The following is a 23617-nucleotide window of genomic DNA, read 5'->3' as shown; positions in this document are numbered from 1 at the left end:
GCGGCGCGCGCCGCGGCGGGCCGGGGGAGACGCCCGCCGCGCCCGCCCCCGCGGACGCCGTCGTCGTCGACCCGCCTCGCGTGGGCCTGGATCGCCGGGTCACCGACCGGCTGATCGCCGCCCCGCCCGCCCGGCTCGCGTACGTCTCGTGCGACCCGGCGTCGTTCGCGCGTGATCTCGGCCGGTTCCGCGCCGCGGGCTGGAGCCTGCGCACGCTGCGGGCCTTCGACCTGTACCCGGACACCCACCACCTGGAGTCCTTCGCCCTGCTCACCCCGCCGCCGGGCTGAACGGCATGCCCGGACAGGCCACCCCGAACGGCTAGGATGGATCTGCCCGTCGGCCGGGGAAGGGACCCCGATCAGGCTGCACCCGCCGACGGCGGCGGGTCGTGAGTCATCAGACGGAAGCGAGAGGAGCGTCGCTGTGAGCGCAGTCGACAGTTTTGGTTCCAAGGGCGTCCTTGACGTCAAGGGCAAGCAGTACGAGATCTTCCGGCTGAACGCCGTCGAGGGGTCCGAGAAGCTGCCCTACAGCCTCAAGGTGCTGCTGGAGAACCTGCTCCGCACCGAGGACGGCGCCAACATCACCGCCGACCACATCCGAGCCCTCGGCTCGTGGAACCCCGACGCCGAGCCGGACACCGAGATCCAGTTCACCCCGGCCCGCGTCATCATGCAGGACTTCACCGGCGTCCCCTGCGTCGTCGACCTCGCCACCATGCGCGAGGCGATCAAGGACCTGGGCGGCGACCCGAAGCGCGTCAACCCGCTGGCCCCCGCCGAGCTGGTGATCGACCACTCCGTGCAGATCGACGTGTTCGGCACCGGCAACGCCATCGAGCGGAACATGGACATCGAGTACCAGCGCAACGGCGAGCGGTACCAGTTCCTGCGCTGGGGCCAGACCGCGTTCGACGACTTCAAGGTCGTCCCCCCGGGCATGGGCATCGTCCACCAGGTCAACATCGAGCACCTGGCGCGCACGGTCATGACCCGTGAGGTCGACGGCAACCTCCGCGCCTACCCCGACACCTGCGTGGGCACCGACTCCCACACCACCATGGAGAACGGCCTGGGCGTGCTCGGCTGGGGCGTCGGTGGCATCGAGGCCGAGGCGGCCATGCTCGGGCAGCCCATCTCGATGCTCATCCCGCGCGTCGTCGGCTTCAAGCTGACCGGCTCCATCCCGTCCGGCGCCACCGCGACCGACGTGGTGCTGACCATCACCGAGATGCTGCGCAAGCACGGTGTCGTCGGCAAGTTCGTCGAGTTCTACGGCGAGGGGGTCGCGGCGGTCCCGCTGGCCAACCGTGCCACGATCGGCAACATGAGCCCCGAGTTCGGTTCGACCGCCGCGATCTTCCCGATCGACGACGTCACCCTCGAGTACCTGCGCCTGACCGGCCGCAGCCAGGAGAACGTCGACCTGGTCGAGGCGTACACCAAGGAGCAGGGCCTCTGGCACGACCCGTCCACGGAGATCGCGTTCTCCGAGTACCTCGAGCTGGACCTCTCCACGGTCGTCCCGTCCATCTCCGGCCCGAAGCGGCCGCAGGACCGGATCGAGCTGACCAACGCCAAGCAGCAGTTCCGCTCGGATCTGGAGAACTACGTGCACGTCTCCGTGGAGGCCGAGGGCCCGACGGTGGACGAGGCCGTCGAGCAGTCCTTCCCGGCGTCCGACCCGCCCACCTACATGGCGAACACGGACACCCACGTCAAGGACTCCGACCACCACACGGTCTCCCGGACGGAGCCCGATCACGGGCGGGCCAACCACCCCGTCACGGTGCGGATGGACGACGGCCGCGAGTTCGAGCTGGACCACGGCGCCGTCTCGATCGCCTCGATCACCTCCTGCACCAACACGTCCAACCCGTCGGTGATGATGGCCGCGGCCGTGCTCGCGCGCAACGCCGTCGAGAAGGGCCTCGCCTCCAAGCCGTGGGTCAAGACCTCGGTCGCGCCCGGGTCGAAGGTCGTCACCGACTACTACGAGAAGTCCGGGCTGGTGCCGTACCTGGAGAAGCTGGGCTTCTACATCGTCGGTTACGGCTGCACCACCTGCATCGGCAACTCCGGCCCGCTGGAGTCCGAGATCAGCCAGGCCGTCCAGGACAACGACCTCGCGGTGAGCGCCGTCCTGTCGGGCAACCGCAACTTCGAGGGCCGGATCAACCCGGACGTGAAGATGAACTACCTGGCGTCCCCGCCGCTGGTCATCGCCTACGCGCTGGCCGGGACGATGGACTTCGACTTCGCCAACGACGCGCTCGGGCAGGACGAGGCCGGCAACGACGTCTTCCTCGCCGACATCTGGCCGGACCCGGCCGAGGTGCAGCACATCATCGACGGTTCGATCGACACGTCGATGTTCGACGAGGAGTACAGCACGATCTTCGACGGTGACGAGCGGTGGCAGCAGCTGCCGACCCCGGCCGGCGACACCTTCGCGTGGGACTCCGAGTCCACCTACGTGCGCAAGCCCCCGTACTTCGAGGGCATGTCGATGGAGACCACCCCGGTCGAGGACATCACCGGCGCCCGGGTGCTGCTCAAGCTCGGCGACTCCGTGACGACCGACCACATCTCCCCGGCCGGCTCGTTCAAGTCCGACACCCCCGCGGGCCGGTACCTGACCGAGCACGGCGTCGAGCGCAAGGACTTCAACTCCTACGGCTCCCGCCGCGGCAACCACGAGGTGATGATCCGCGGCACGTTCGCGAACATCCGGATCAAGAACCAGCTGCTCGACGGCGTCGAGGGCGGGTTCACCCGGGACTTCACCAACGGCGGCGAGCAGGCCGCGGTGTACGACGCGTCGGTGAACTACCAGGCCGCCGGCACCCCGCTGGTCGTCCTGGCCGGCAAGGAGTACGGCTCCGGGTCCTCCCGCGACTGGGCGGCCAAGGGCACCGCGCTGCTGGGCATCAAGGCCGTCATCGCCGAGTCCTACGAGCGGATCCACCGGTCCAACCTGATCGGCATGGGCGTGCTGCCCCTGCAGTTCCCGGCCGGGCAGACCGCCGACTCGCTGGGCCTGGACGGCACGGAGACGTTCGCCATCACCGGCGTCACCGCGCTGAACGAGGGCACCACCCCGAAGACGCTCTCCGTCGTGGCGAGCAAGGACGGGGGCGAGGACGTGTCCTTCGACGCCGTGCTGCGCATCGACACGCCGGGTGAGGCCGACTACTACCGCAACGGCGGCATCCTGCAGTACGTGCTGCGTCAGATCGCCCAGTAGCGCGAGCCACGCCGGCCACACCGAAGGGCCCGGGGGAGTGACCCCCGGGCCCTTCGCCGTGGGTGGGTGCCTCAGCCGGCGGCGGTCTGGCCCACGAGCAGGTCGACGACGTCGGCGGCCCGGCCCCGGCGGGCCAGCGCCCGCCGCTGCTGGGCGGCGGAGGAGCCGGCGGCGAGCACCCGCTCCTGCAACGCATGCACCTGCGCCAGATCCCCGGTCGCCTCGAGCCACGGAGCCAGCGCCTCGGTCAGGTCCCGCACCACGGTCGCCGCGGGTCGCGGTGTCGCCGTCGGCACGTCGATCAGGTCGCCCTCCAACCCCGACCGGGCGGCCCGCCACCGCGCCGCCCGGGCCAGGGTCTCGGGCACCGGAGCGCGGTCCGGGTCCGCGCGCAACCCGGCGAGCTCGCGCTCGACGAGGGCGCGGTAGAGCCCGGCGATGAGGATGAGCGTGTCCAGGTCGGGACAGCTGTCGCACAGCCGCAGTTCGAGCGTGGGGGCGACCGTGGCGGGGCGGACGTCCGTGTAGACCATGCCGGCGTCAGCGATCACCCCGGTCGCGACGAGCGCGGCCACCTGCGCGTCGTAGTCGGCCGCGTCCCGGGCCCGCAGGGCGGTACCGGTGGTGGGCCAGCGCTGCCAGAGCAGGGTGCGGGTGCTGGCGTACCCGGTGTCCGTCCCGTCGGCGCTGAACGGGCTGGACGCGCTCAGGGCCAGCAGGGTCGGCAGCCACGCGGCCAGCCGTGGCGCCACCCGCACGGCGTCGTCCCGGTCGGCGACGCCGACGTGCACCTGCGAGCCGCAGACCAGCTGCTCCCGGGCCAGCACCGCGTAGTCGGTGAACATGCGCTGGTACCGCGGTCCCTCGCTCGGTTCCAGCGGCAGCGTCGCGGCCAGCGGCATAGCGCCGGCCGCGGCGACGCCGAGCCCGAGGCCCGCCGCGGTCCCGGCCAGCACCGCACGACGCCGGACGAGGTCCGCGCGCAGCGCCTCCAGGTCGGTGGCCACGGCGCTGTTGGTCTCCACGCAGCAGCGCTGCAGCTCCGCGACGTAGCCGTCGTCGGGCAGCAGGGGGAGCAGGTCGGGTGCTCGGGACGCCAGCGTCCGGGTGTCCAGGTCCACGAGGTGGAACTCCTCCTCGACCCCCAGGGTGCGTGGCGTGACGGTGGCGGCATCGTCGGCCATGCTCCGAGGCTAGCGAACGGCGCCGCCGCCCGCATGCCGGCGTCCGGCGGGTGGAACACCGGCCCGGCTGCAGCGCCCGTGCGGCTGCCCGGCGTACAGTGGAGAGTTCGCACGGTGATGCCACCGGGCGGGAAGGAGCCGGACCATGGGCCTGCTGGAGACCATCGCCCACCCCCAGGACCTCAGTCGTCTCACCCCGGCGCAGCTGGAGAAGCTGGCCGCCGAGATCCGCGACTTCCTCGTCGTGAACGTCTCCCGCACCGGCGGGCACCTGGGCCCCAACCTCGGGGTCGTCGAGCTCACCCTCGGCCTGCACCGCGTCTTCGACTCCCCGCGGGACAGCATCGTCTTCGACACCGGGCACCAGTCGTACGTGCACAAGCTCGTCACCGGGCGCCAGGACTTCAGCACGCTGCGCCAGGAGGGCGGGCTCTCCGGCTACCCGGACCGCGGCGAATCGGTGCACGACATCGTCGAGAGCTCCCACGCCTCCAGCTCGCTGTCCTGGGCGGACGGGATCTCCAAGGCCCGCCGGCTGCGCGGGGAGGACGACCGGTGGACGGTGGTCGTCGTCGGCGACGGCGCCCTGACCGGGGGCATGGCCTGGGAGGCCATCAACAACATCGCGGCGGACCGGGACCGCCGGGTCGTCATCGTCGTCAACGACAACGGCCGCTCCTACGCGCCGACCATCGGCGGGCTGGCGGACCACCTGGCCGCGCTGCGCGCCGGCATCGACCGCGTCCGCACCGCCCCGGCCTACGAGGGCACGCTGGACTTCTGGAAGGAACGGCTGCAGAACGCCGGCGTGGTCGGCCAGTTCGCGTACAAGAGCCTGCACGCCACCAAGAAGGGCATCAAGGACTGGTGGGCGCCGCAGGGCCTGTTCGAGGACCTCGGCATGAAGTACATCGGCCCGATCGACGGGCACGACCTCGGCGCCGTCGAGGACGCCCTCGGCCAGGCGAAGCGGTACCAGGGCCCCGTCATCGTGCACGCCCTGACCGAGAAGGGCCGCGGCTACGCGCCGGCCCGCGCGGACGAGGCGGACCAGTTCCACGCCGTCGGCGTGATCAACCCCGAGACCGGGATGCCGCTGGAGAAACCCGGCGCCCGCTCCTGGACCTCGGTGTTCAGCGAGGAGATCGCCGCGATCGCCGACGAGCGGGACGACATCGTCGGCATCACCGGCGCCATGACCATCCCCGTCGGCCTGCACACCATGGCCGCGCGGCACCCGGACCGCGTGTTCGACGTCGGCATCGCCGAGCAGCACGCCGTCGCCTCCGCCGCGGGCATGGCCTTCGGCGGGCTGCACCCGGTGGTGTGCCTGTACGCGACGTTCCTCAACCGGGCATTCGACCAGCTGGTGATGGACGTCGCCCTGCACCGCGCCGGCGTCACCCTCGTCCTGGACCGCGCCGGAGTCACCGGCCCCGACGGCCCGTCCCACCACGGCATGTGGGACCTCTCGTTGCTGCAGATCGTGCCCGGCCTGCACCTGGCCGCCCCCCGCGACGCGGACACCCTGCGGGAGGAACTGCGGGAGGCGGTCGCCATCGACGACGCCCCCTCCGTGGTGCGGTTCTCCAAGGGGTCCGTCGGTCCGGCCGTCGCGGCGGTGGAGCGCACCGACGACGGCGTCGATGTCCTCGCCCGCCCGGCGAACACCGGCGGTCCGGTCACCGAGGCGGCCGCCGACGTGCTGCTGGTCAGCGTCGGAGCGATGAGCGAACTGGCGCTGGACGTCAGCCGCCGGCTCGCCGACCAGGGGATCTCCGCCACCGTGATCGACCCGCGGTGGGTGCTGCCGGTCGCGGACTCGGTCGTCGCGATGGCCGCGCGGCACCGGATCGTCGTCGTCATCGAGGACGGCGTCAAGGCCGGGGGCGTCGGCTCCCGGCTGCGACAGCACATGCGCGCCGCTGGGGTGGACACCGCCCTGAACGAGGTCGGCCTGCCCGTCGAGTTCCTCGCCCACGGCTCCCGCTCGCAGGTGCTCGCCCGGGTGGGGCTGACCGGTCAGCAGATCGCCCAGGACACCGTCGCCCAGGTGCTCGGCGCCAAGGTGCCGTACGCCCGGCCGCTGCCCGCCGACGCCGACCCCGTCACCGAGGACGGCGCCATCCCGGACAGCGGGTCGGAGACGCGCCGCCCGCGAGGCTGACCCGGCGAACCGGGTTCCGCACGACGACCCGGTCACGTCCGTGACGTGGGCGGACACCGGGAATCACCCATCGGCTCCCTAGACTGGAGCGATGGAACTCCGTCAACTGGGCACCTCGGGCCTGACCGTCTCCGTGGTCGGCCTGGGCTGCAACAACCTCGGCCGGGCCGACACCGCGAGCGAGACCCTGAAGGGCAGTCAGGCCGTCGTGGGCGCCGCGCTGGACGCCGGCATCACCCTCTTCGACGTCGCCGACAACTACGGGAAGACGCCGGGGTTGAGCGAGGAGCTGCTCGGCAAGAGCCTCGGCCGGCGGCGCGACGAGGCCGTGGTCGCCACCAAGTTCGGGATGGACACCCGCGGCGGCAACGGGCCCTGGAACGGCGCGCGCGGCTCCCGGCGGTACATCATGACGGCGGTCGACCACTCGCTGCGCCGCCTCGGCACCGACTGGATCGACCTGTACCACTACCACACGCCCGACGGCGTCACCCCGATCGACGAGACTCTCGAAGCGCTCGACGACCTGGTCCGCGCGGGCAAGGTCCGCTACGTCGGGCACTCCAACCGCGCGGGCTGGCAGATCGCCGAGGCGGAGTTCACCGCCCGGATCCGCGGCACCGCCCGCTTCGTGTCCGCCGAGAACGCGTACAACCTGCTGGACCGGCGCGCCGAGCAGGAGGTGCTACCCGCCGCGACCGCGTACGGCATCGGCGTGCTGCCCTACTTCCCGCTGGCCAACGGCCTGCTGACCGGCAAGTACGCGGGCGGCAAGGCCCCGGAGGGATCCCGGCTCACCCATTCCCGCAGCGGCCTGCTGGACACCACCGACTGGCGGCAGCTGACCCGGTTCTCGGCGTACGCCGAGAACCGGGACCTGACCGAGGTGGAGGTCGCCTTCTCGTGGCTGGCGTCCCGGCCCGCCGTCGCCAGTGTGATCGCCGGGGCCACCCGCCCGGAGCAGGCGACGACGAACGCCGCCTCCGTCCGCTGGCAGCCGACGGCCGAGGACCTCGCCGAGCTCGACGAGATCTTCCCGCCGGCCGAGAAGGTCGCCCCGTTCTGACGAACCGGTGCGGGTGACCCATCGCCGGCCGATTCGAGACGCCGCCCCGCTCGGACCCCTTGTCGCGACCTAGCGGTTCTCTCCCGCAGGTGGGGCTCTTGGAGGAGGGTGTTCGGGCGGAACCGGCTAAGTCACGGCGGTGGGGCGTCAGGCGAGGTAGACGGTCCCGTCCGCGACGGTGACCTTCCGCTCGATCAGCGGCCGCTCGGCGGGTCCTTGCAGGACGGCGCCGTCGGCGAGGGCGAACTCGGAGCCGTGGCACGGGCAGTGGAAGATGTCGGAGCGCACCTCCACGGTGCATCCCTGATGGGTGCAGGACGGGCTGAACGCCCGGAAGGTGTCCGCCGACGGGTGCGAGAGGAACACCTGCGCATTGCCGCTGCCGACGAGCTTGCTGCTCCCGACCGGCACGTCGGACGCCTTCGCCAGCTCGGGGCCGCGTCCGCCGGCCGACGTGGCGGGCGCCGCGCCCGGGGCGGACGTGCCGCCGGCCGAGGAACCGCCCGCGTTCGTGGGGGCGCAGGCGGCCAGGGCCGCGGCCGCGGCCACCGAGGACGACAGGGTGATGACCACGCGGCGGGACGGTGACGGGGACGGCTGTTCCATGCCGGTCACTCTAGGGGCGCCCCGAGGCCCCGCCCAGCACCGTCGTCGTCCTCCGGGACGATTCAGGGGCAACGCCCAGCCGCGCGGCAGGCGAGCCGCCGGCTCCGCGTCAGCCGGAAGCGATCGCGAACAGGATGAAGGCGGCGATCGCGGCGGCCGAGCGCAGCACGTCGAGGCGCGCCCAGCGGAGGACGACGTCGCGCCAGTCCGGCGGGGGAGCGGCCGGGTCCCACGCGTCGACGCCGATGTTGATCGGGACGGTCCCGAGGAACGAGGCGAGGACGAACACGAGCAGGGCCATCGCGCCCGCGATCCGCCAGCCCAGCCCGGGCGCGGGGCCGGCCACCACGAGCACCGCGACCGTCGCCACCACTGCGGGCACCATCAGGGCGGGCACCACGACCTTGAGCCGGTGCACGAGGGCGATGCGGGTGCGGACGTGGGCGTCCTCGGGCAGGGTGGCCAGGGCCGGGTGCAGCCCCCAGCGCACGATGAACTCCTCGCCGGCGAGCAGGCCGACGAGCACCAGCTGCACGACGTGGACCGCGGTCATCGTCGGTCCTCCGTCCCGGGCGACACCCGCGCCACCCCCGGCGGCTCCCGAGGTTCGTCGCGCGGGAGATCGGCCAGGAGCTCGCGCACCAGCGCGCGGGCCGAGCGCCGCGCCGCGGCCAGGACGACGTCGTCATCGACGTCCGACTGCGCCGCCGCCGCGACCGCCGCGTTGATGCTCAGCAGCGCCATCCGCAGCAGCAACGCGTCCTCGGGCGCCGGGTGCGGCACCAGCGCCACGAGCTCGTCGGCGAGGGTGGCCAACGGGGTGCCGATGCGTTCGGCCCCGGTGCCCGCCAGACCGTCGGCGACCAGGGGATTGGCCTGCAGGAACCGGATGCCCCGCAGCTTCTCCGCCGAGCTCGACTCCACCCAGCGCAGGACCGCCGGTTCGAGGGCGGCGGCAGGGGGGGGCTGAGCGCGCAGCCAGGCCAGCACGTCCTCCGCCTCCGTGCCCCGTTCCTGGAGGATCGCCTGCAGGATCGCGTCCTTGCGGGGGAAGTGGTAGTAGAGCGAGGCCTTCGTGATGCCGAGTTCCTCGGCGATCTGACGCAGCGAGGTCGCCCCGTACCCCTGGCGCGTGAACAGGTCGAGGGCGACGTGCAGCGCGCGGCGCCGGGTGGCGGCGCCGTCCCGAACGCGTGCTTCCGGAGTCGGCATACCAACCAACCTACCTACCTGCCGGCCGGTTGGTAAGTCCGGCCGGCCGGCGGTGGGCGTCAGGCGTGGAAGCGGCGGCCGGTGACCCGCTCGGACGCACCGACCCGATCCAGATACGGCGTGATGCCCCCGAGGTGCAGCGGCCAGCCGGCACCGAGGATCATGCACAGGTCGATGTCCTCCGGGCCGGCGACGACGCCCTCGTCGAGCATCCGCCAGATCTCGTCGGCGAGCGCGTCCTGCGTGCGGGTCAGCACCTGCGCGGCGGTCGACGGGGAGTCCCCGATCTCGAGCAGCGCCAGCGTCTCGTCGGTGACGACGTCGTTGCCGTCGGCGTCCTTCTCGAACAGGCTGGTCCGGCCGGCATCGATCAGGCGCTGCTGGTTCGCCGAGACGTGGAACCGGTCGCCGAACGCCGCGTGCAGGGACTCCTGCACGTGCGCGCCCACCGGCAGGCCGACCAGCGCCAGCAGCGCGAACGGCGTCATCGGCAGGCCCATCGGGGCCAGCGCGGTGTCCGCGACGTGCGCGTCGGTGCCCTCGTCGAACACGGCCGTGATCTCCCCGAACATGCGCCCGAGGATGCGGTTGACCACGAACGCGGCGGAGTCCGTGACGAGCACGGCGCTCTTCTTCAGGCCCTTCGCGACGGCGAACGCGGTGGCGAGCACGGCGTCGTCGGTCTTCGGCGCGCGCACGATCTCCAGCAGCGGCAGCACGGCCACCGGGTTGAAGAAGTGGAAGCCGACCACCCGCTCGGGGTGAGCCAGGTCCTCCGCCATGGCCGTGACGGAGAGCGACGACGTGTTGGTGGCGAGGATGCAGTCCTCCCGCACCACGGCCTCGACCTCGGCGAACACGGTCTTCTTGACCGAGAGCTCCTCGAACACCGCCTCGATCACGAAGTCCGCGTCGGCGAACTGACCCTTGTCGACCGTGCCGGTGACCAGGGCGGTGATCCGGTTGGCGGCGTCGGCGCCGATCCGGCCCTTCTCGCGCAGCTTGGCCACCTCGGCGTGCACGTAGGCGACGCCCTTGTCCACGCGCGCCTGGTCGACGTCGGTCATCACGACGGGCACGGTCAGGCGGCGCGCGAACAGCAGGGCGAGCTGGCCGGCCATCAGCCCGGCGCCGACGACGCCGACCTTGGTGACCGGGCGGGCGAGCGTCGGGTCGGGGGCGCCGGCGGGCCGCTTCGCCCGCTTCTGCACGAGCTCGAGGAAGCCGTACACCGTGGTCTGGAACTCCGGGGTGGCGATCAGCTCGGCCAGGGCGTCGTCCTCCGCGGCGAACGCCTCGGCCCTGGTCCGGTGCCGCCCCTGGTCGAACAGCTGCAGCGCCCGCTGGGGGGCCGGTGTGGCGTTCGAGGTGCGGGCGGTGACCACGGCGCGGGCCTTGGCGACGGCGGCGTCCCACGCGGCGTGGTCGATGGTGGCGTCGTCGAGGGCGTCCGGTCGGGTGACCGTCACCGCGCCGGTGAGCACGTCGGCGGCCCAGGCCAGGGATCGCTCCAGGAAGTCGGCGCCCTCGAACAGGGCGTCGGCGATGCCGAGCTCATACGCCTGGGCGCCGCTCAGCGTCCGGTTGTTGGCCAGCGCGTTCTCGAAGATCACCTGCTCCGCCTTCGCCGGACCGATCAGCCGGGGGAGTAGATAGATGCCGCCCCAGCCGGGCACCAGGCCGAGGTACACCTCGGGCAGGGCCAGCGCGCCGGCGGCGGTGGAGACGGTCCGGTAGTCCGCGTTCAGCGCGATCTCCAGGCCGCCGCCCAGGGCCACGCCGTTGATGAACACGAAGCTCGGCACGCCGAGCGAGCTCAGCAGCCCGTACACGTGGTGGCCCAGGCGCGCCATCTGCCGGCCCTGCTCCTGGCCGCTCAGCCGCTGCGTGGCGGACAGATCGGCGCCGGCGACCAGGTAGTGCGGCTTGCCGGTGACGCCGACGGCGACGATCTCGCCCGCGGCGGCCCGATCGGCCAGCTTCTCCAGCGTGCGGCCGAGTTCCACCAGGGTGTTCGGGCCGAGCGTCGTCGGGCGCCGGTGGTCCTGGCCGTTGTCCAGGGTGATCAGCGCCATCGTGCCGGCGCCGCCGGGCAGGGCGATGTCGGTGACGAGGGAGTGGGTGACGACCTCGTCGGCAAAGGCGTCCGCGAGGGACTGGAACTGGCTGGTGGTGGTGTCGGCGCTCATGCCCGGACTCCTTCGGTGCTCGCGGTGCTGCTGCTCTCGCCGGTCGTGCTGCCGTACTCGGCGTGGTGGGGGTTCTCCCAGATGACGGTGGCGCCCATGCCGAGGCCGATGCACATCGTCGTGATGCCGTACCGGACGGACGGGTCCTCCTCGAACTGGCGGGCCAGCTGCGACATCAGGCGCACACCGGAGGAGGCGAGCGGGTGCCCGACGGCGATGGCGCCGCCGTACCGGTTGACGCGCGGGTCGTCGTCGGCGATGCCGAAGTGGTCCAGGAACGAGAGCACCTGGACGGCGAACGCCTCGTTGATCTCGAACAGGCCGATGTCGTCGATGGACAGGCCCGCGCTGCGCAGGGCCTTCTCCGTCGCGGGCACGGGACCGACGCCCATCACCTCCGGCTCGACGCCGGCGAACGCGAAGGAGACCAGCCGCATCTTCACGGGCAGGCCCAGCTCGCCCGCGGCCTCCTCGGAGGCCAGCAGCGCCGTGGTCGCACCGTCGTTCAGGCCCGCGGCGTTGCCCGCGGTGACGCGGCCGTGCGCGCGGAACGGGGTGCGCAGCTCGGCCAGGTCCTCGACGGTGGTGCCGGGCCGCGGCGGCTCGTCCACGGTGCGCAGCTCCCAGCCGGCGCCGTCCTTGCGCGTGGCGACCGGCACCAGGTCCGGCTGGATCTGCCCCGCCGCGTAGGCCGCGGCGAGCTTGCGCTGGCTGGCGGCCGCGTACCGGTCGGTGCGCTCCCTGGTGATGGCGGGGAAACGGTCGTGCAGGTTCTCCGCGGTGTTGCCCATGTTCAGGGCGGCGGGATCGACGAGCCGCTCGCTGACGAAACGCGGATTCGGGTCGGCACCGGCACCCATGGGGTGGTGGCCCATGTGCTCGACGCCGCCGGCGATGACGACGTCGTACGCGCCGAACGCGATGCCCGACGCCGTCGTGGTGACGGCGGTCATGGCGCCGGCACACATCCGGTCGATCGCGAAGCCGGGGACGGATCGCGGCAGCCCGGCCAGCAGCGCGGCGGTGCGCCCGATGGTCAGTCCCTGGTCACCGGACTGGGTCGTGGCGGCGATGGCGACGTCGTCGATGCGCTCGGGCGGCAGTTCGGGATGGCGGCGGAGCAGGTCGCGGATGCAGCGCACCACCAGGTCGTCGGCCCGGGTGCCGGCGTAGTAGCCCTTCTCGCCCGCCCTGCCGAACGGGGTGCGGACGCCGTCGACGAAGACGACCTCCCGCAGCTGCCTCTGGTTCACGGATGACTCCTCGCACGGATCGTGGTGTGCGCCGGTTCACGCACACCACGATGTTACCCACGAGTAACTTCTGGACTCAACCCGCCACGTCAGCGACGGCGTCAGCCGTGTGCGGACCGGCTCGAGGCCGCCGGGGACGGCGCCGCCGCGGGATCGGTGAGGCGTAGCGCGTCCAGGAGGATGCCGCCGACCAGCTCGCGCTGCCACGGGCGGGCGCCCGAGGACGCGAGCGCGGCGTCGACCGCGTCGAGGTCGGCGTGCGCACCGGCGATCGGCGGCCGCCAGATCAGCCGGCGCAGCACGTCGGGCGTGAGGACGTTCTCGACCGGGATGGTCCACTGCTCGGCGACGTCGGCGATCCCGTTCCGCGCCGCGGTCAGCCGCGCCGCGGCGAGCGGGTCCTTGTCCGCCCACTGCCGCACGGGCGGCGGCGAGTCGCCGGGCACGTGCAGCGGGGGCAGGTCCTCGGTGGTGCGGGCGGCGTCGATCGCGCGCAGCCAGCGGGGCGCCTCGCGGCGCGCGGCCCGGCCGTGGAAGCCGCGGGTCTCCAGCAACTGGGGAACAGTCTGCGGCATGGCGTGGGCGGCGGCGACGATCGCGGAGTCGGGGATCAGCCGGCCCGGGGCGACGTCGCGGTGCCGGGCGAGACGGTCGCGCTCGAGCCACAGCTCCCGGACGGCGGCCAGCTGGCGTCGCTCGCGGACCTGGTGCAGGCCGGACGTGCGGCGCCACGGGTCGGCCCGCACGACCGGGGCCGTGGTCAACCGCACGTGCTCGAACTCCTGGCGGGCGATTTCGTCCTTGCCGGTCTCGGTCAGCCGGGCGGCCAGGGTGTCCCGCAGCGCCACCAGCACCTCGACGTCCAGGGCCGCATAGCGCAACCACGGCTCGGGCAGCGGCCGGGTCGACCAGTCGACCGCCGAGTGCTCCTTGGCCAGGTGCAGTCCCAGCTCGGCCTCGATCACGGCGCCGAGGCCGACACGGGGCATGCCGAGCAGCCGCGCGGCGAGCTCGGTGTCGAAGAGCAGATCGGGACGCATGCCCTGCTCCGCCAGGCACGGCAGGTCCTGGGACGCCGCGTGCAGCACCCACTCGACGTCTGTGAGCGCCTCCTGCAGCGGCTCCAGCCCGTCGAGCGCCTCGGGGTCGACGAGCCACGTGCCGGCGCCCGCGCGACGGAGCTGCACGAGGAAGGCGCGCTGCCCGTATCGGAACCCGGACGCGCGCTCGGCGTCGACCGCGACGGGCCCGGTGCCGGCGGCGAGGGCACGCGCGGCACGGTCGAGCCCGTCGGGCGTGTCGATCACCGGGGGAATGCCCTCGGCCGGATCGAGGAGATCGACGACGGGGGCGGGGGCTTCGGCGGGAGAGCCGTCAGCGGCGGGCGACGGGGTGGCGTCGGGCCGTGTCTGCCGGGAGGAGGGGCCAGTTGTCATGTCGGGTCAAGGATATCCCGTCCGCACAGGTCAGACGGCGACTCAGGTCAGCCGGCGTCCCGGCAGCGAGGCGACCCCCGCGGGCAGCGGGGGCAGGCCGGCGAAGGTGCACACCATGTCCCCCCACGCCTCCAGGTGATCGGTGACGTCGGCGTCGGCCGGCGTCCACGACGCGCGCAGCTCGATGTCGACGGCGTCGGGCCGACCCGCGAGGGAACCGTAGCTCTCCGAGAGGATCCGCGTGGCCGTGCCGCCGGCCTGCCGGAACGCGGCGCCGTGGTCGGCCAGGGCCTCCTGCAGCCACGTCCAGGCGACCGAGCCGAGCATCTGATCGTTGCCCATCTCGGGTTCGAGCTCGGCCCGGATGTACGTGACGATGCGGAAGTGGCCGTCCCAGACGGGAGAGCCGTCCGGGTCGTGCAGCAGGATGAACCGGCCGTGGGCCAGCTCCGGGGCGTCGACGTCGCCGAGCGCCAGCCGCGCCGGTCCGTGCACCGGGGTGGGCCCGGTCGCGTCGGCGGTGACGTCCGCACCGAGGGCCACGGCGAACGGAGCCAGCCGGCTCGGGGCGGGGATCTCGTGCAGGGCCAACTCGCGGCGCACCCGCGCGCGTCGGAGGGCGCCGAGGGCCGTGCGGAAGTCGGCCGGCGCGTGCTCGAGGCCGCCGATCGTGGTCACGTTCGGAACACTAGTGGGCGGCCACCGGTGGGCGGTCGAGGCGCGCCGCGCGGGTGCGCGCGATACACCCCGGTGCCGACGTCAGGGTGCCGCGGGAGCGGATCCGGCATCGCCGTCGACCGTGGTGTCGTCCGGCACCAGGCGCATGGAGATCGAGTTGATGCAGTAGCGCAGGTCGGTCGGGGTGTCGTAGCCCTCACCCTCGAAGACGTGCCCGAGGTGCGAGTCGCAGGCCGCGCAGCGGACCTCGATGCGCTCCATGCCGAGGGTGGCGTCGCGGATGTAGCGGACGCGTTCCTCGGCCAACGGGGCGAAGAACGAGGGCCAGCCGCAGTGCGAGTCGAACTTCGCGTCGCTGCGGAAGAGTTCGGCGCCGCAGGCGCGGCACTGGTAGACCCCGGTCGTGTGCGTGTCCCAGTACTCGCCGGTGTAGGGGCGTTCGGTGCCCGCGCGGCGCAGGACGGCGAACTCCTCGGGCGTCAGCTCCCGGCGCCACTCGTCCTCGGACCTGGTCACGGTGCGGGTCGGCTGGTCGGTCACGGTGCTCCTCGATGCTGTGGTGGGGACGTGTTCGGTGGCGTCCCCTTCGGTGTCCCTGGACGGGGCCCAGCCTCTCGGGTCCCGTGCTCGTCAACGCGGCGGGCGGCGACACGTATTCCGGCGCCGGCCCGCGGGCGGACCGGAACCGGTGGCTCAGGAGTCGCCGATGAAGCTGGACCCGGAGTACAGGTGCAGCACGGGAAGGCCCAGCGTGTCCTGGGCCTTCGTGGCCCAGTCGGTGTGGAAGGTGTCCTCGACCGCGTGCGGCGCCGTGATCACGACCGCCTCCCGCGCGTCGTGCGCGCGGACCGCCGCGACCAGCGCGTCGACGGGCTTCTCGGTCGCCACCTCTCCGGTGGCGGTGGCGCCCGTCCGCCCGAGCACGTCGAGCGAGCGCTGCAGGGCGTCGTCGGGCCGGGGCCGGTGGGGCGCCCCGCCCTCGTCGCGGGCCCGGTCGGGCAGCTCGAAGAGGCTGAGGCGGTCGATCAGCTCGACCAGCAGGGACCTGCCGGTGCGCGAGGGCAGAACCACGTGGAAGTCGACGTCGCGGTCCGGGTGCAGGGCGGTGAGATTGGCGGCGTCCGCCTCCAACAGCGGCTGTTCGGTCAGCACGACGATCGTCTCGCTCATGCCGGAAGTCTAGTGGGGACGCGCCGCGGGGGGCTCCCGCGACCCGCAGCCGCCTCGGAGGGTGGTGCCCGCTCGCCCTCAGGGGCGCGTGGTACGAATGGCGCATGGCGATCGACCCCGGCTCCCGGACGCTGCTGCCCTGGCTGCGCTGGGGTGGTACTGGTCTCGCGGCCGGCGCCGCCGTCGCGTCGGTGCTGGCCGCGACGTCGTCGGGCCTGGCGGCCTACTACGCGCGCATGATCGTGATCCCGAACCGGCGTCGCGAGGATCTGGAGATCCTCGCCGTCGCGGGCGCCCCGGGCGAGCGCCGCGTGGTGCTGCCCGCCAATGCCGAGACGACCGTGCCGGGCCGCTACGCCCTGTACGTGGACGGGGGCGCCCACCGCGCCCTGATCGGCGAGATCCTGTCGCTGGACGGGTCGACCGTGACCCGGGCGGTGACCGGCGGCGACGAGACGGCGCTGGCCGGTGCCGTCCGCGGCTGGTGGTCGGGGGACATCATCGCCGAGCCCGCTGAGCTCGGCCTCGACCACGAGGACGTGCAGGTCGGCACCCCGGCGGGGCTGGCCCCGGCCTGGCGCATCGACCCGGCCGACCCCGGGGCGCCGGAGGCGGCCACGTGGGTGATCGGCATCCATGGGCGGGGAGCGCGGCGCAGCGAGACGCTGCGCGGCGCGGCGGTGATGCACCGGCTCGGCTACACGATGCTCGCGATCTCCTACCGCAACGACGGGGAGGCACCGCGTGCGGACGGGGGCCGCTACGGGCTGGGGGGCACCGAGTGGCGCGACGTCGACGCCGCCATCGGCTTCGCGCTGGACCACGGCGCCGAGCGCATCGTCCTGCTCGGGTACTCGATGGGTGGGGCGGTGGCGCTGCAGACGGTCGACCAGTCGTCCCGGGCCGACCGGATCGCCGCCCTCGTCCTGGACGCCCCGGTGGTGAACTGGACGGACGTGCTGGGCTACCAGGCGAGGCTGAACCGGGTGCCGGACTCGATCGGTCAGTTCTCCCAGTTGATGATCTCCCACCCGGCGGGCCGGGCCGTCACCGGGCTGGCGGCCCCGGTGGATCTGAAGAGCATGGACTGGGTGTCCCGAGCCGACCACCTGCGCACCCCGACCCTGATCGTCCACTCCGTCGACGACGACTTCGTGCCCGCCGGCCCCTCCGAGGAGCTGGCCCGGCGCAACCCGGAGTTCGTCAGCTTCGTGCCGTTCGAGCGCGCGCGCCACACGAAGGAGTGGAACGTGGACCCGGAACGGTGGGAGGCCGTCGTCGCCGACTGGCTGCCGACCGCACTGCGGGCAGCGACGCCGGCGCCGGGCTGAGCCGACCCGCTGGCGACTCGCTGGCGACTCCGCTGGCGACCCGCTGGCGACTCCGCGCTCGGCGTTCCTGCTCGGTCTCCGCCGAGTGTGCGGAGACGGCAGTCATCCGGCCGGAATGCGCGCGTCTTCCGCACGGTCGGCGGTCGGCTCCGGTGCACCCGGCCGGGTCAGGAGGCGGAGGCGTCCCGGGCGGCGAGCTGCTGGGCGACCTGGCGCTTGATCCGCATCAGCATCGCGCCCATGCCGCGCATCCGCAGCGGGGTGACGGCGCGCGTGAGGCCGAGCATGTCGGGGGTGTCCTCGGGGACGGCGAGCACCTGGGCCGCGGTCGAGCCGGCCAGGCCCTGCTGCAGCACGCTGGCGAAGCCACGCGTCGTCGGCGCCTCGGCGGGAGCGGAGAAGTGCAGATCGACCCGGGCGCCGCCGTCGGCGACGTCGACCTTGACGAACAACGGCGTCTGGCACTCCACGACCTGCTCGAGCAGCTCGGGGTGCTGCCCGTACTCCGCCGGCAGGTCGGCGAGCTCACGGGAGAACTCGAGCAGCAGCTGCAGGCGCTCGCGTTCGTCGACGGCCTGGAAGTCGTCGACGATCTCGGCGAGCTTGTCGGGCAGGGCGGGGGAGAGGGGGGTGCTGCTCACGGTCAGCCAGTCTAGTTCCGCGGGCCGCCTGCCGCCGTCGCGCACGCCACACCGGGCGACGGCGACCGGGAACGACGACGGGCGCCGCGGACCGTGGTCCACGACGCCCGCCCCGGGGCATCGTCCCGGGGGAAGGGTGGCGTCAGCGCGCCGCGGGCGCCTCGCCGGGCTGCTCGCCGGTGGCGATCGGCACGCGCACCGCGTTGCCCCACTCCGTCCAGGACCCGTCGTAGTTGCGGACCGAGTCGAAGCCGAGCAGGTGCTGGAGCACGAACCAGGTGTGGCTGGAGCGCTCGCCGATCCGGCAGTACGCGATCACGTCGTCGCCCGCCTTCAGGCCGGCGCCGTCGAGGTACACCTTCTCCAGCTCGTCGCGGGACTTGAACGAGCCGTCCTCCGCGGCGGCCTTCGCCCACGGCACCGACGCGGCGGACGGGATGTGACCGCCGCGCAGGGCGCCCTCCTGCGGGTAGGCGGGCATGTGCGTCTTCGCGCCGGAGTACTCCTCGGGGGAGCGGACGTCGATCAGCGGCTTGCCGAAGTGGGCGAGCACGTCCTCCTTGAAGGCACGGATCGCCTCGTCGGAGCGCTCGACCTCGGGGTAGTCGGCCGGTGACGGCTGCGGGGTCTCGGTGGTCAGCTCGCGGCCCTCGGCCACCCACTTGTCGCGGCCGCCGTCCATCAGGCGCACGTCCTCGTGGCCGAACAGGGTGAAGACCCAGAGGGCGTAGGCGGCCCACCAGTTCGACTTGTCGCCGTAGATGACGACGGTGGAATCACGGGCGATGCCCTTGGCGCTCATCAGCCGCGCGAAGGGGGCGCCGTCGACGTAGTCGCGGGTCACCGGGTCGTTCAGGTCGGTGTGCCAGTCGATCTTCACCGCACCCGGGACGTGCCCGGTCTCGTACAGCAGGACGTCCTCGTCGGACTCCACCAGGACGAAGCCGCCGTGTTCCGGGTGCGAGGAATCGAGGCGCTCGGCCACCCAGTCGGTCGAGACGAGCCGGTCCGGGTGGGCGTAGGCGCGGAACTTCTCGTTCGCATCCGCTGCGATCGTCATCGGAGATCCTTCTTCCGGTCGGGGTCTGGTCCAGCCCCACCCTAGTCGCGGGCGTCCGACGGTGTCCGGCCCGTCCGGGGCCCGCGTCATCGGACGCCACACGCACGCGCGAGCGCGCGCGGGCGGGCGCGACCAGCCGCTGCCGTACTGTGGGATGGCACCGAACCGACGCACCCTGGGAGGATTGACGCCGTGGGCGAGATCGTGCACCTGGTGGACCGGCAGCCGGCGGTCTCCGCCGAGGACCTGCTGGCGGGCTTCCACCCCTCACCGCGCTTCGGGGAGGTCTCGTTCGACACGTACCGCCCGGACCCCGCCCAGCCCAGCCAGGCCGAGGCGGTGCACGAGCTGAAGGCCTTCGCCGCCTCCATCGACGCGCCCGCCCCCTCCGGGTGGCGCAGGCTCTTCGGCGCCCGCGCCCCCGAGACGAAGGCCGGCATCTACCTCGACGGCGGCTTCGGCGTCGGCAAGACCCACCTGCTCGCCTCGCTGTGGCACGCGGTGGAGGGCCCGAAGGCGTTCGGCACGTTCGTCGAGTACACCAACCTGGTGGGGGCGATGTCCTTCCGGCGGGCGGTGGACGAACTGCGCGGCTACCGCCTGGTCTGCATCGACGAGTTCGAGCTCGACGACCCGGGCGACACGGTGATGATGTCCCGGCTGATGCGCGAGCTCTCCGACGCCGGTGTCAAGCTCGCCGCCACCTCCAACACGCTGCCCGGTTCGCTGGGGGAGGGCCGTTTCGCCGCGGTCGACTTCAAGCGCGAGATCCAGGTGCTCGCCGACCAGTTCGACGTCGTGCGCATCGACGGCGAGGACTACCGGCACCGCGGTCTGCCCGCCGCGCCGCAGCCGCTCGCCGACGACGCCGTGACCGCCGCCGCGGACGCCGCCGCGCGGGACGGGCGGACCGTGGCCCTGGACGACGTCGAGGCGCTGGTGGAGCACCTCTCCCGCGTGCACCCCAGCCGGTACCGGCAGCTGATCGACGGCGTGGACGTCGTCGCCTGGCGTGGCGTGCGGACGATCACCCGGCAGGACCAGGCGCTGCGGTTCGTCGTGCTCGCCGACCGCCTCTACGACAAGGACGTGCCCATCATCGCCAGCGGCGAGCCGCTGGACCGCCTCTTCTCCGAGGAGATGATGGCCGGCGGTTACCTGAAGAAGTACTTCCGGGCGGTGTCCCGGCTCACCGCGCTGACGCGGGAGGGCGGCACCACCGGCTGACCTCGCGGAACCGGGCCCGGACACACGTGAGCCGACGTCACCCGGAGGTGACGCCGGCTCACGGCTCGATCATTCGTCTGGGCGTTGCTCCGTCCGCCTCACGCGGCCGCGGCTGCCCGTCGCGACGTCAGCGCCCCAGGTCGGGGTCCACCTTCGTCGGGTCGGGCTGCGTCGCGTCCTCGGTGGGCGCGGAGGGGGTCTCGGTGCCGGGCGTGCCGGTCCCGGTGGTGCCGGTCCCCGCGCCGGGCGTGGTGCCCGGGGTGGTTCCGGTCTCTCCGGTCCGGTCCGATGAACCGAGACGGTTCACCGCGTCGCCGGCCTTCTGCTGCACGGAATCGATGCGGTCGGCGTACTTCCCGCCGGTCTTCTGGTCGATGAAATCGCCGGCCTTCTCGATGCCCTGCTTCACCTGATCCTCGTGACCGCGGACGGCGTCAGCGGCCTTTCCCATCAGATCCGAGGCCTTGCCCTTCAGATTGTCGAAAGCAGACATGCCACCTCCTTTCTGCCGGGAGGCCCGTCGCCTCCGTGTGCGCACCATGGTAGGGCAGCGAGTGCCCGTGGTGGGGAGGTGCCGGGCCCCGGGGACGGTGGTTTCACCACCGGCGGAACCGCGGGGCCACGGGACGCGTCCGGCGACGAGAAAGGGTCCCGGAGCGACTCCGGGACCCTTCGATGCGGTGGGCGATACTGGGTTCGAACCAGTGACCTCTTCGGTGTGAACGAAGCGCGCTACCACTGCGCTAATCGCCCTCGCGTACCGCCCGGCGGCCGGGCAGCGATTCACCATCGTAGCGGAGTCCCCCGCGCGCACGAAATCGGCTGGCCGACCCCGTCGCGGGCCGGTGACCGCGGTGGCGCCGACGAGGCCACGAGGGGCTGAATTCCGCGGGAACGCGGGGTTCTGGGGCCGATTTGGAACTGCGCCGCCGCGCCTGTAGAGTCATTTCTCGCAAGAACACGGCGGCACCGCCCCGAGGCGGGCCGGTTTCTTCATGCGGACGTAGCTCAGCTGGTAGAGCACCACCTTGCCAAGGTGGATGTCGCGGGTTCGAATCCCGTCGTCCGCTCGCACGTCACTGTTCAGTCAGTCGGTGATCCGGGCCTCCAGTCCGGCCTCCGGACGGCGGTCCGAGTGGACCATCAGGTCACGGTGGGGTGGCCGAGAGGCGAGGCAGCGGCCTGCAAAGCCGTATACGCGGGTTCGAATCCCGTCCCCACCTCCAGCCCCGGAGGATCTCGATCCCCCGACGGCGACATGGGCGCGATTGGCGCAGCGGTAGCGCGCTTCCCTGACACGGAAGAGGTCACTGGTTCGATCCCAGTATCGCGCACGAAGGAAGGCCCCGGCGGGCGACCGCCGGGGCCTTCGTGCATCCCGGGGCGTCGTCCCGGCGCCGGATCGGCGGAGTCGGCGCGGGCGTTCGAGAAACGTCGGTGGCCGGTGGGAGAGTGAAGGCATGACGCAACCGAGGCTGGCTCACCAGACCGAACACGGACGGATGTACTCGAGGTCGACGAGTGCGCAGCCGACGGTGCCGTCCATCACGACCGTCATCGGCCAGCAGGCCACCGACCTCACCGGCTGGTCCGGCTACATGGCCGCCAACCATCTCGCCTCCCATCCCGGGCTGCTGAGCGCCGCGGGAGACCCGGGGCAGCTCCGCCCCCTCGTGCGCGAGGCCGCGTCGGCCGCCGAGCAGTACCGCAACACCGCCGCCGAGCGCGGGGACCGCGTGCACCACTACGCCGAACAGGTCGCCCTGCGCGCCCTGGGCCGCGAGCACCGGGCCCGGGAGGCCCGGGAGGATCTCGCGGCGCACGGCGAGCAGCAGTTCGCCGATCGGTTCGACGAGTGGTGGACCGCCTACCAGGTGGAGCCGATCGCCGCCGAGGCGACCGTCTGGAACCAGGACGTCGGCTACGCCGGCACCCTCGATCTGATCGCCCGGATCGGCGGGCGCGTCTGCCTCATCGACTTCAAGACCAAGGGCACCGACCGGGACGGCTTCGTCAAGGCCATGGACGAGAAGGTCGTCATGCAGCTCGTCGCCGGGATGAAGGCGCAGGAGTGGCTCGTCGACGCCGAGGCCGGCATCTGGGAGCCCTTCCCCCATGGGCAGAGCCCGCTGCTGCTGCCGGTGGCGATCGGGCAGACCGAGGTGCGGCCCATGCGGGCGCGCGACGACGTGCTCGCCCACCACTGGTACAAGTTCTGCTCGCTGCGGCGGGTCTGGGAGACCACCGCCAACGCCACCGCCGCCGGTCGCGCGCTGCTGCCGATCGCCCCGCCGCCCGCCGGATCACCGGCGGTCCGACCGGAGGCGGCCGGACCGGCGGTCGAGGCGACGGCCGGGGGACCGGAGGAGCCGCGCCGGCCCGCCGGGGCGACGGCGGTCTCCGCACTGGCCGGGACGGCGTCGGCCGCCGGCAGCTGAGCGCCACCGCCGGCCGTGTCGGCCACTAGACTGGTGCGCCGGACCGGGCGGGATCATGCGCGGGCCGACCACGAACCGACGACATGACGGCCGGACCAGACACGAGGAGCGCGACGACAGCGATGGCGATACTGCCCGTCCGGGTGCTGGGCGACCCGATCCTGCGGACCCAGGCCGAGACCGTCACCCGGTTCGACGACGCGCTCGCCCGGCTGGTCGCGGACATGCACGAGACGATGATCGCCGTCGGGGGCGTCGGGCTCGCCGGCCCGCAGGTGGGCGTCGGACTGCGGGTCTTCACCTGGGAGGTCGACGGTTCCTCCGGGCACGTCGTCAACCCCGTCCTCACCGTCGAGGAGCAGACCCAGGCCGGCATGGAGGGGTGCCTCTCCGTGCCCGCGATCGGCGGCCACACCACGCGTGCCCACCGGGCCACCGTCACCGGGCTGGACGTCACCGGCGCGCCCGTGACCGTCACCGGGGAGGGGATGCTGGCCCGGTGCCTGCAGCACGAGACCGACCATCTCGACGGCAGGCTCTATCTCGACCGGCTCACCGGTGAGGAGCGCCGCACCGTGATGGCGGCCCTGCGCACCGACGACTGGCGCACGGCCGCAGCGCAGGTGGAGGCCGAGCGGCGCGCCCTCGACCCGGTCGCGGGCCGGGAGCGCCCGGCCGGTGCGGGCACGCGGCCCGCCGCTCCGCGGACC

The 23617-nt window shown here is 72.9% G+C and carries 20 protein-coding genes, 4 tRNA genes and 1 pseudogene; 11 read left to right on the top strand and 14 right to left on the bottom strand.

What is annotated here, in order from left to right; all coding sequences use genetic code 11:
• Both IEX22_RS14635 and IEX22_RS14630 read left to right on the top strand, forming a co-directional pair.
• A pseudogene (locus IEX22_RS14635) lies at positions 1-290 on the top strand (class I SAM-dependent RNA methyltransferase); the annotation flags it as partial.
• Complete coding sequence (locus IEX22_RS14630) at positions 172-3249, top strand: aconitate hydratase (protein WP_438816633.1); 3078 nt, start codon at positions 172-174, stop codon at positions 3247-3249. The pseudogene IEX22_RS14635 and the gene IEX22_RS14630, both read left to right, overlap by 119 nt.
• 71 nt (positions 3250-3320) lie before the next feature.
• Here IEX22_RS14630 and IEX22_RS14625 read toward each other — a convergent pair whose 3' ends face one another.
• Positions 3321-4433 (bottom strand): carboxylate-amine ligase, encoded by a 1113-nt coding sequence (locus IEX22_RS14625; protein WP_188669134.1) that lies wholly within the window; start codon positions 4431-4433, stop codon positions 3321-3323.
• Between the two features lie 145 nt (positions 4434-4578).
• Here IEX22_RS14625 and dxs point away from each other — a divergent pair, with 145 nt between their 5' ends.
• Positions 4579-6600 carry a 1-deoxy-D-xylulose-5-phosphate synthase gene (gene dxs / locus IEX22_RS14620; protein WP_188669133.1) on the top strand — a complete coding sequence of 674 codons (2022 nt, stop codon included), beginning with the start codon at positions 4579-4581 and terminating at the stop codon, positions 6598-6600.
• 91 nt (positions 6601-6691) lie between these two features.
• Positions 6692-7666 (top strand): aldo/keto reductase, encoded by a 975-nt coding sequence (locus IEX22_RS14615; RefSeq protein ID WP_188669132.1) that lies wholly within the window; start codon positions 6692-6694, stop codon positions 7664-7666.
• 147 nt (positions 7667-7813) lie between these two features.
• On the opposite strand, the gene IEX22_RS14610 is transcribed toward IEX22_RS14615, so the two are convergent.
• From IEX22_RS14610 to IEX22_RS14570, 9 genes are all read right to left on the bottom strand, one after another.
• A complete protein-coding gene (locus IEX22_RS14610; protein ID WP_188669131.1) occupies positions 7814-8272 on the bottom strand; it encodes a QcrA and Rieske domain-containing protein in 459 nt (152 codons plus the stop codon).
• 109 nt (positions 8273-8381) lie between these two features.
• Complete coding sequence (locus IEX22_RS14605; RefSeq protein WP_188669130.1) at positions 8382-8825, bottom strand: anthrone oxygenase family protein; 444 nt, start codon at positions 8823-8825, stop codon at positions 8382-8384.
• Entirely contained in the window at positions 8822-9484 is a 663-nt protein-coding gene (locus tag IEX22_RS16050) for a TetR/AcrR family transcriptional regulator (RefSeq protein ID WP_188669129.1), read from the bottom strand. The genes IEX22_RS14605 and IEX22_RS16050 overlap by 4 nt, the downstream gene beginning before the upstream one ends.
• Before the next feature lie 59 nt (positions 9485-9543).
• A complete protein-coding gene (locus IEX22_RS14595) occupies positions 9544-11673 on the bottom strand; it encodes a 3-hydroxyacyl-CoA dehydrogenase NAD-binding domain-containing protein (RefSeq protein WP_188669128.1) in 2130 nt (709 codons plus the stop codon).
• A complete protein-coding gene (locus tag IEX22_RS14590) occupies positions 11670-12926 on the bottom strand; it encodes a thiolase family protein (RefSeq protein WP_229660080.1) in 1257 nt (418 codons plus the stop codon). Before IEX22_RS14590 ends, IEX22_RS14595 begins: the two co-directional genes overlap by 4 nt.
• Before the next feature lie 101 nt (positions 12927-13027).
• Positions 13028-14362: an HRDC domain-containing protein gene (locus IEX22_RS14585; protein WP_188669127.1), complete on the bottom strand. Its 1335-nt coding sequence runs from the start codon at positions 14360-14362 to the stop codon at positions 13028-13030.
• A 42-nt stretch (positions 14363-14404) separates the two neighbouring features.
• The gene (locus tag IEX22_RS14580) at positions 14405-15040 is read right to left on the bottom strand and encodes a DUF3000 domain-containing protein (RefSeq protein ID WP_438816632.1); all 636 of its coding nucleotides are present in this window, start codon (positions 15038-15040) and stop codon (positions 14405-14407) included.
• Between the two features lie 81 nt (positions 15041-15121).
• Positions 15122-15580 carry a peptide-methionine (R)-S-oxide reductase MsrB gene (msrB, locus tag IEX22_RS14575; protein WP_188669126.1) on the bottom strand — a complete coding sequence of 153 codons (459 nt, stop codon included), beginning with the start codon at positions 15578-15580 and terminating at the stop codon, positions 15122-15124.
• Positions 15581-15733: 153 nt separating this feature from the next.
• Positions 15734-16210, bottom strand: a complete 477-nt coding sequence (locus tag IEX22_RS14570; RefSeq protein ID WP_188669125.1) for a hypothetical protein — start codon at positions 16208-16210, stop codon at positions 15734-15736.
• Positions 16211-16314: 104 nt separating this feature from the next.
• Between IEX22_RS14570 and IEX22_RS14565 the strand changes: the two genes are divergently transcribed.
• Entirely contained in the window at positions 16315-17541 is a 1227-nt protein-coding gene (locus IEX22_RS14565) for an alpha/beta hydrolase family protein (protein WP_188669124.1), read from the top strand.
• Positions 17542-17708: 167 nt separating this feature from the next.
• Here the strand turns inward: IEX22_RS14565 and IEX22_RS14560 are convergent, their stop codons facing one another.
• Together IEX22_RS14560 and IEX22_RS14555 are read right to left on the bottom strand one after the other, a co-directional pair.
• Entirely contained in the window at positions 17709-18182 is a 474-nt protein-coding gene (locus IEX22_RS14560) for a SufE family protein (protein WP_229660079.1), read from the bottom strand.
• Positions 18183-18324: 142 nt separating this feature from the next.
• The gene (locus IEX22_RS14555; RefSeq protein ID WP_188669123.1) at positions 18325-19242 is read right to left on the bottom strand and encodes a sulfurtransferase; all 918 of its coding nucleotides are present in this window, start codon (positions 19240-19242) and stop codon (positions 18325-18327) included.
• A 192-nt stretch (positions 19243-19434) separates the two neighbouring features.
• Between IEX22_RS14555 and zapE the strand changes: the two genes are divergently transcribed.
• The gene (gene zapE / locus IEX22_RS14550) at positions 19435-20469 is read left to right on the top strand and encodes a cell division protein ZapE (protein WP_188669122.1); all 1035 of its coding nucleotides are present in this window, start codon (positions 19435-19437) and stop codon (positions 20467-20469) included.
• A gap of 127 nt (positions 20470-20596) precedes the next feature.
• Here the strand turns inward: zapE and IEX22_RS14545 are convergent, their stop codons facing one another.
• Both IEX22_RS14545 and IEX22_RS14540 read right to left on the bottom strand, forming a co-directional pair.
• Complete coding sequence (locus tag IEX22_RS14545) at positions 20597-20962, bottom strand: antitoxin (RefSeq protein ID WP_188669121.1); 366 nt, start codon at positions 20960-20962, stop codon at positions 20597-20599.
• Between the two features lie 188 nt (positions 20963-21150).
• A tRNA-Val gene (locus tag IEX22_RS14540) sits at positions 21151-21222 on the bottom strand.
• A gap of 244 nt (positions 21223-21466) precedes the next feature.
• On the opposite strand from IEX22_RS14540, the gene IEX22_RS14535 reads away from it, so the two are divergent.
• From IEX22_RS14535 to def, 5 genes are all read left to right on the top strand, one after another.
• Positions 21467-21539 (top strand) — tRNA-Gly (locus IEX22_RS14535).
• A gap of 82 nt (positions 21540-21621) precedes the next feature.
• Positions 21622-21695: transfer RNA gene (locus tag IEX22_RS14530), tRNA-Cys, on the top strand.
• Positions 21696-21731: 36 nt separating this feature from the next.
• A tRNA-Val gene (locus tag IEX22_RS14525) sits at positions 21732-21803 on the top strand.
• 126 nt (positions 21804-21929) lie between these two features.
• Positions 21930-22907 carry a cytochrome gene (locus tag IEX22_RS14520; RefSeq protein WP_229660078.1) on the top strand — a complete coding sequence of 326 codons (978 nt, stop codon included), beginning with the start codon at positions 21930-21932 and terminating at the stop codon, positions 22905-22907.
• Positions 22908-23029: 122 nt separating this feature from the next.
• Positions 23030-23617 (top strand): peptide deformylase (gene def / locus IEX22_RS14515; protein WP_188669120.1); only part of this gene is annotated, 588 nt, incomplete at its 3' end.

This window comes from Tersicoccus solisilvae, assembly GCF_014643255.1.
Lineage (GTDB): Bacteria > Actinomycetota > Actinomycetes > Actinomycetales > Micrococcaceae > Tersicoccus > Tersicoccus solisilvae.
The sequence above is the reverse complement of the archived record's forward strand: the minus strand, read 5'-3'. Positions and strand labels throughout refer to the sequence as shown.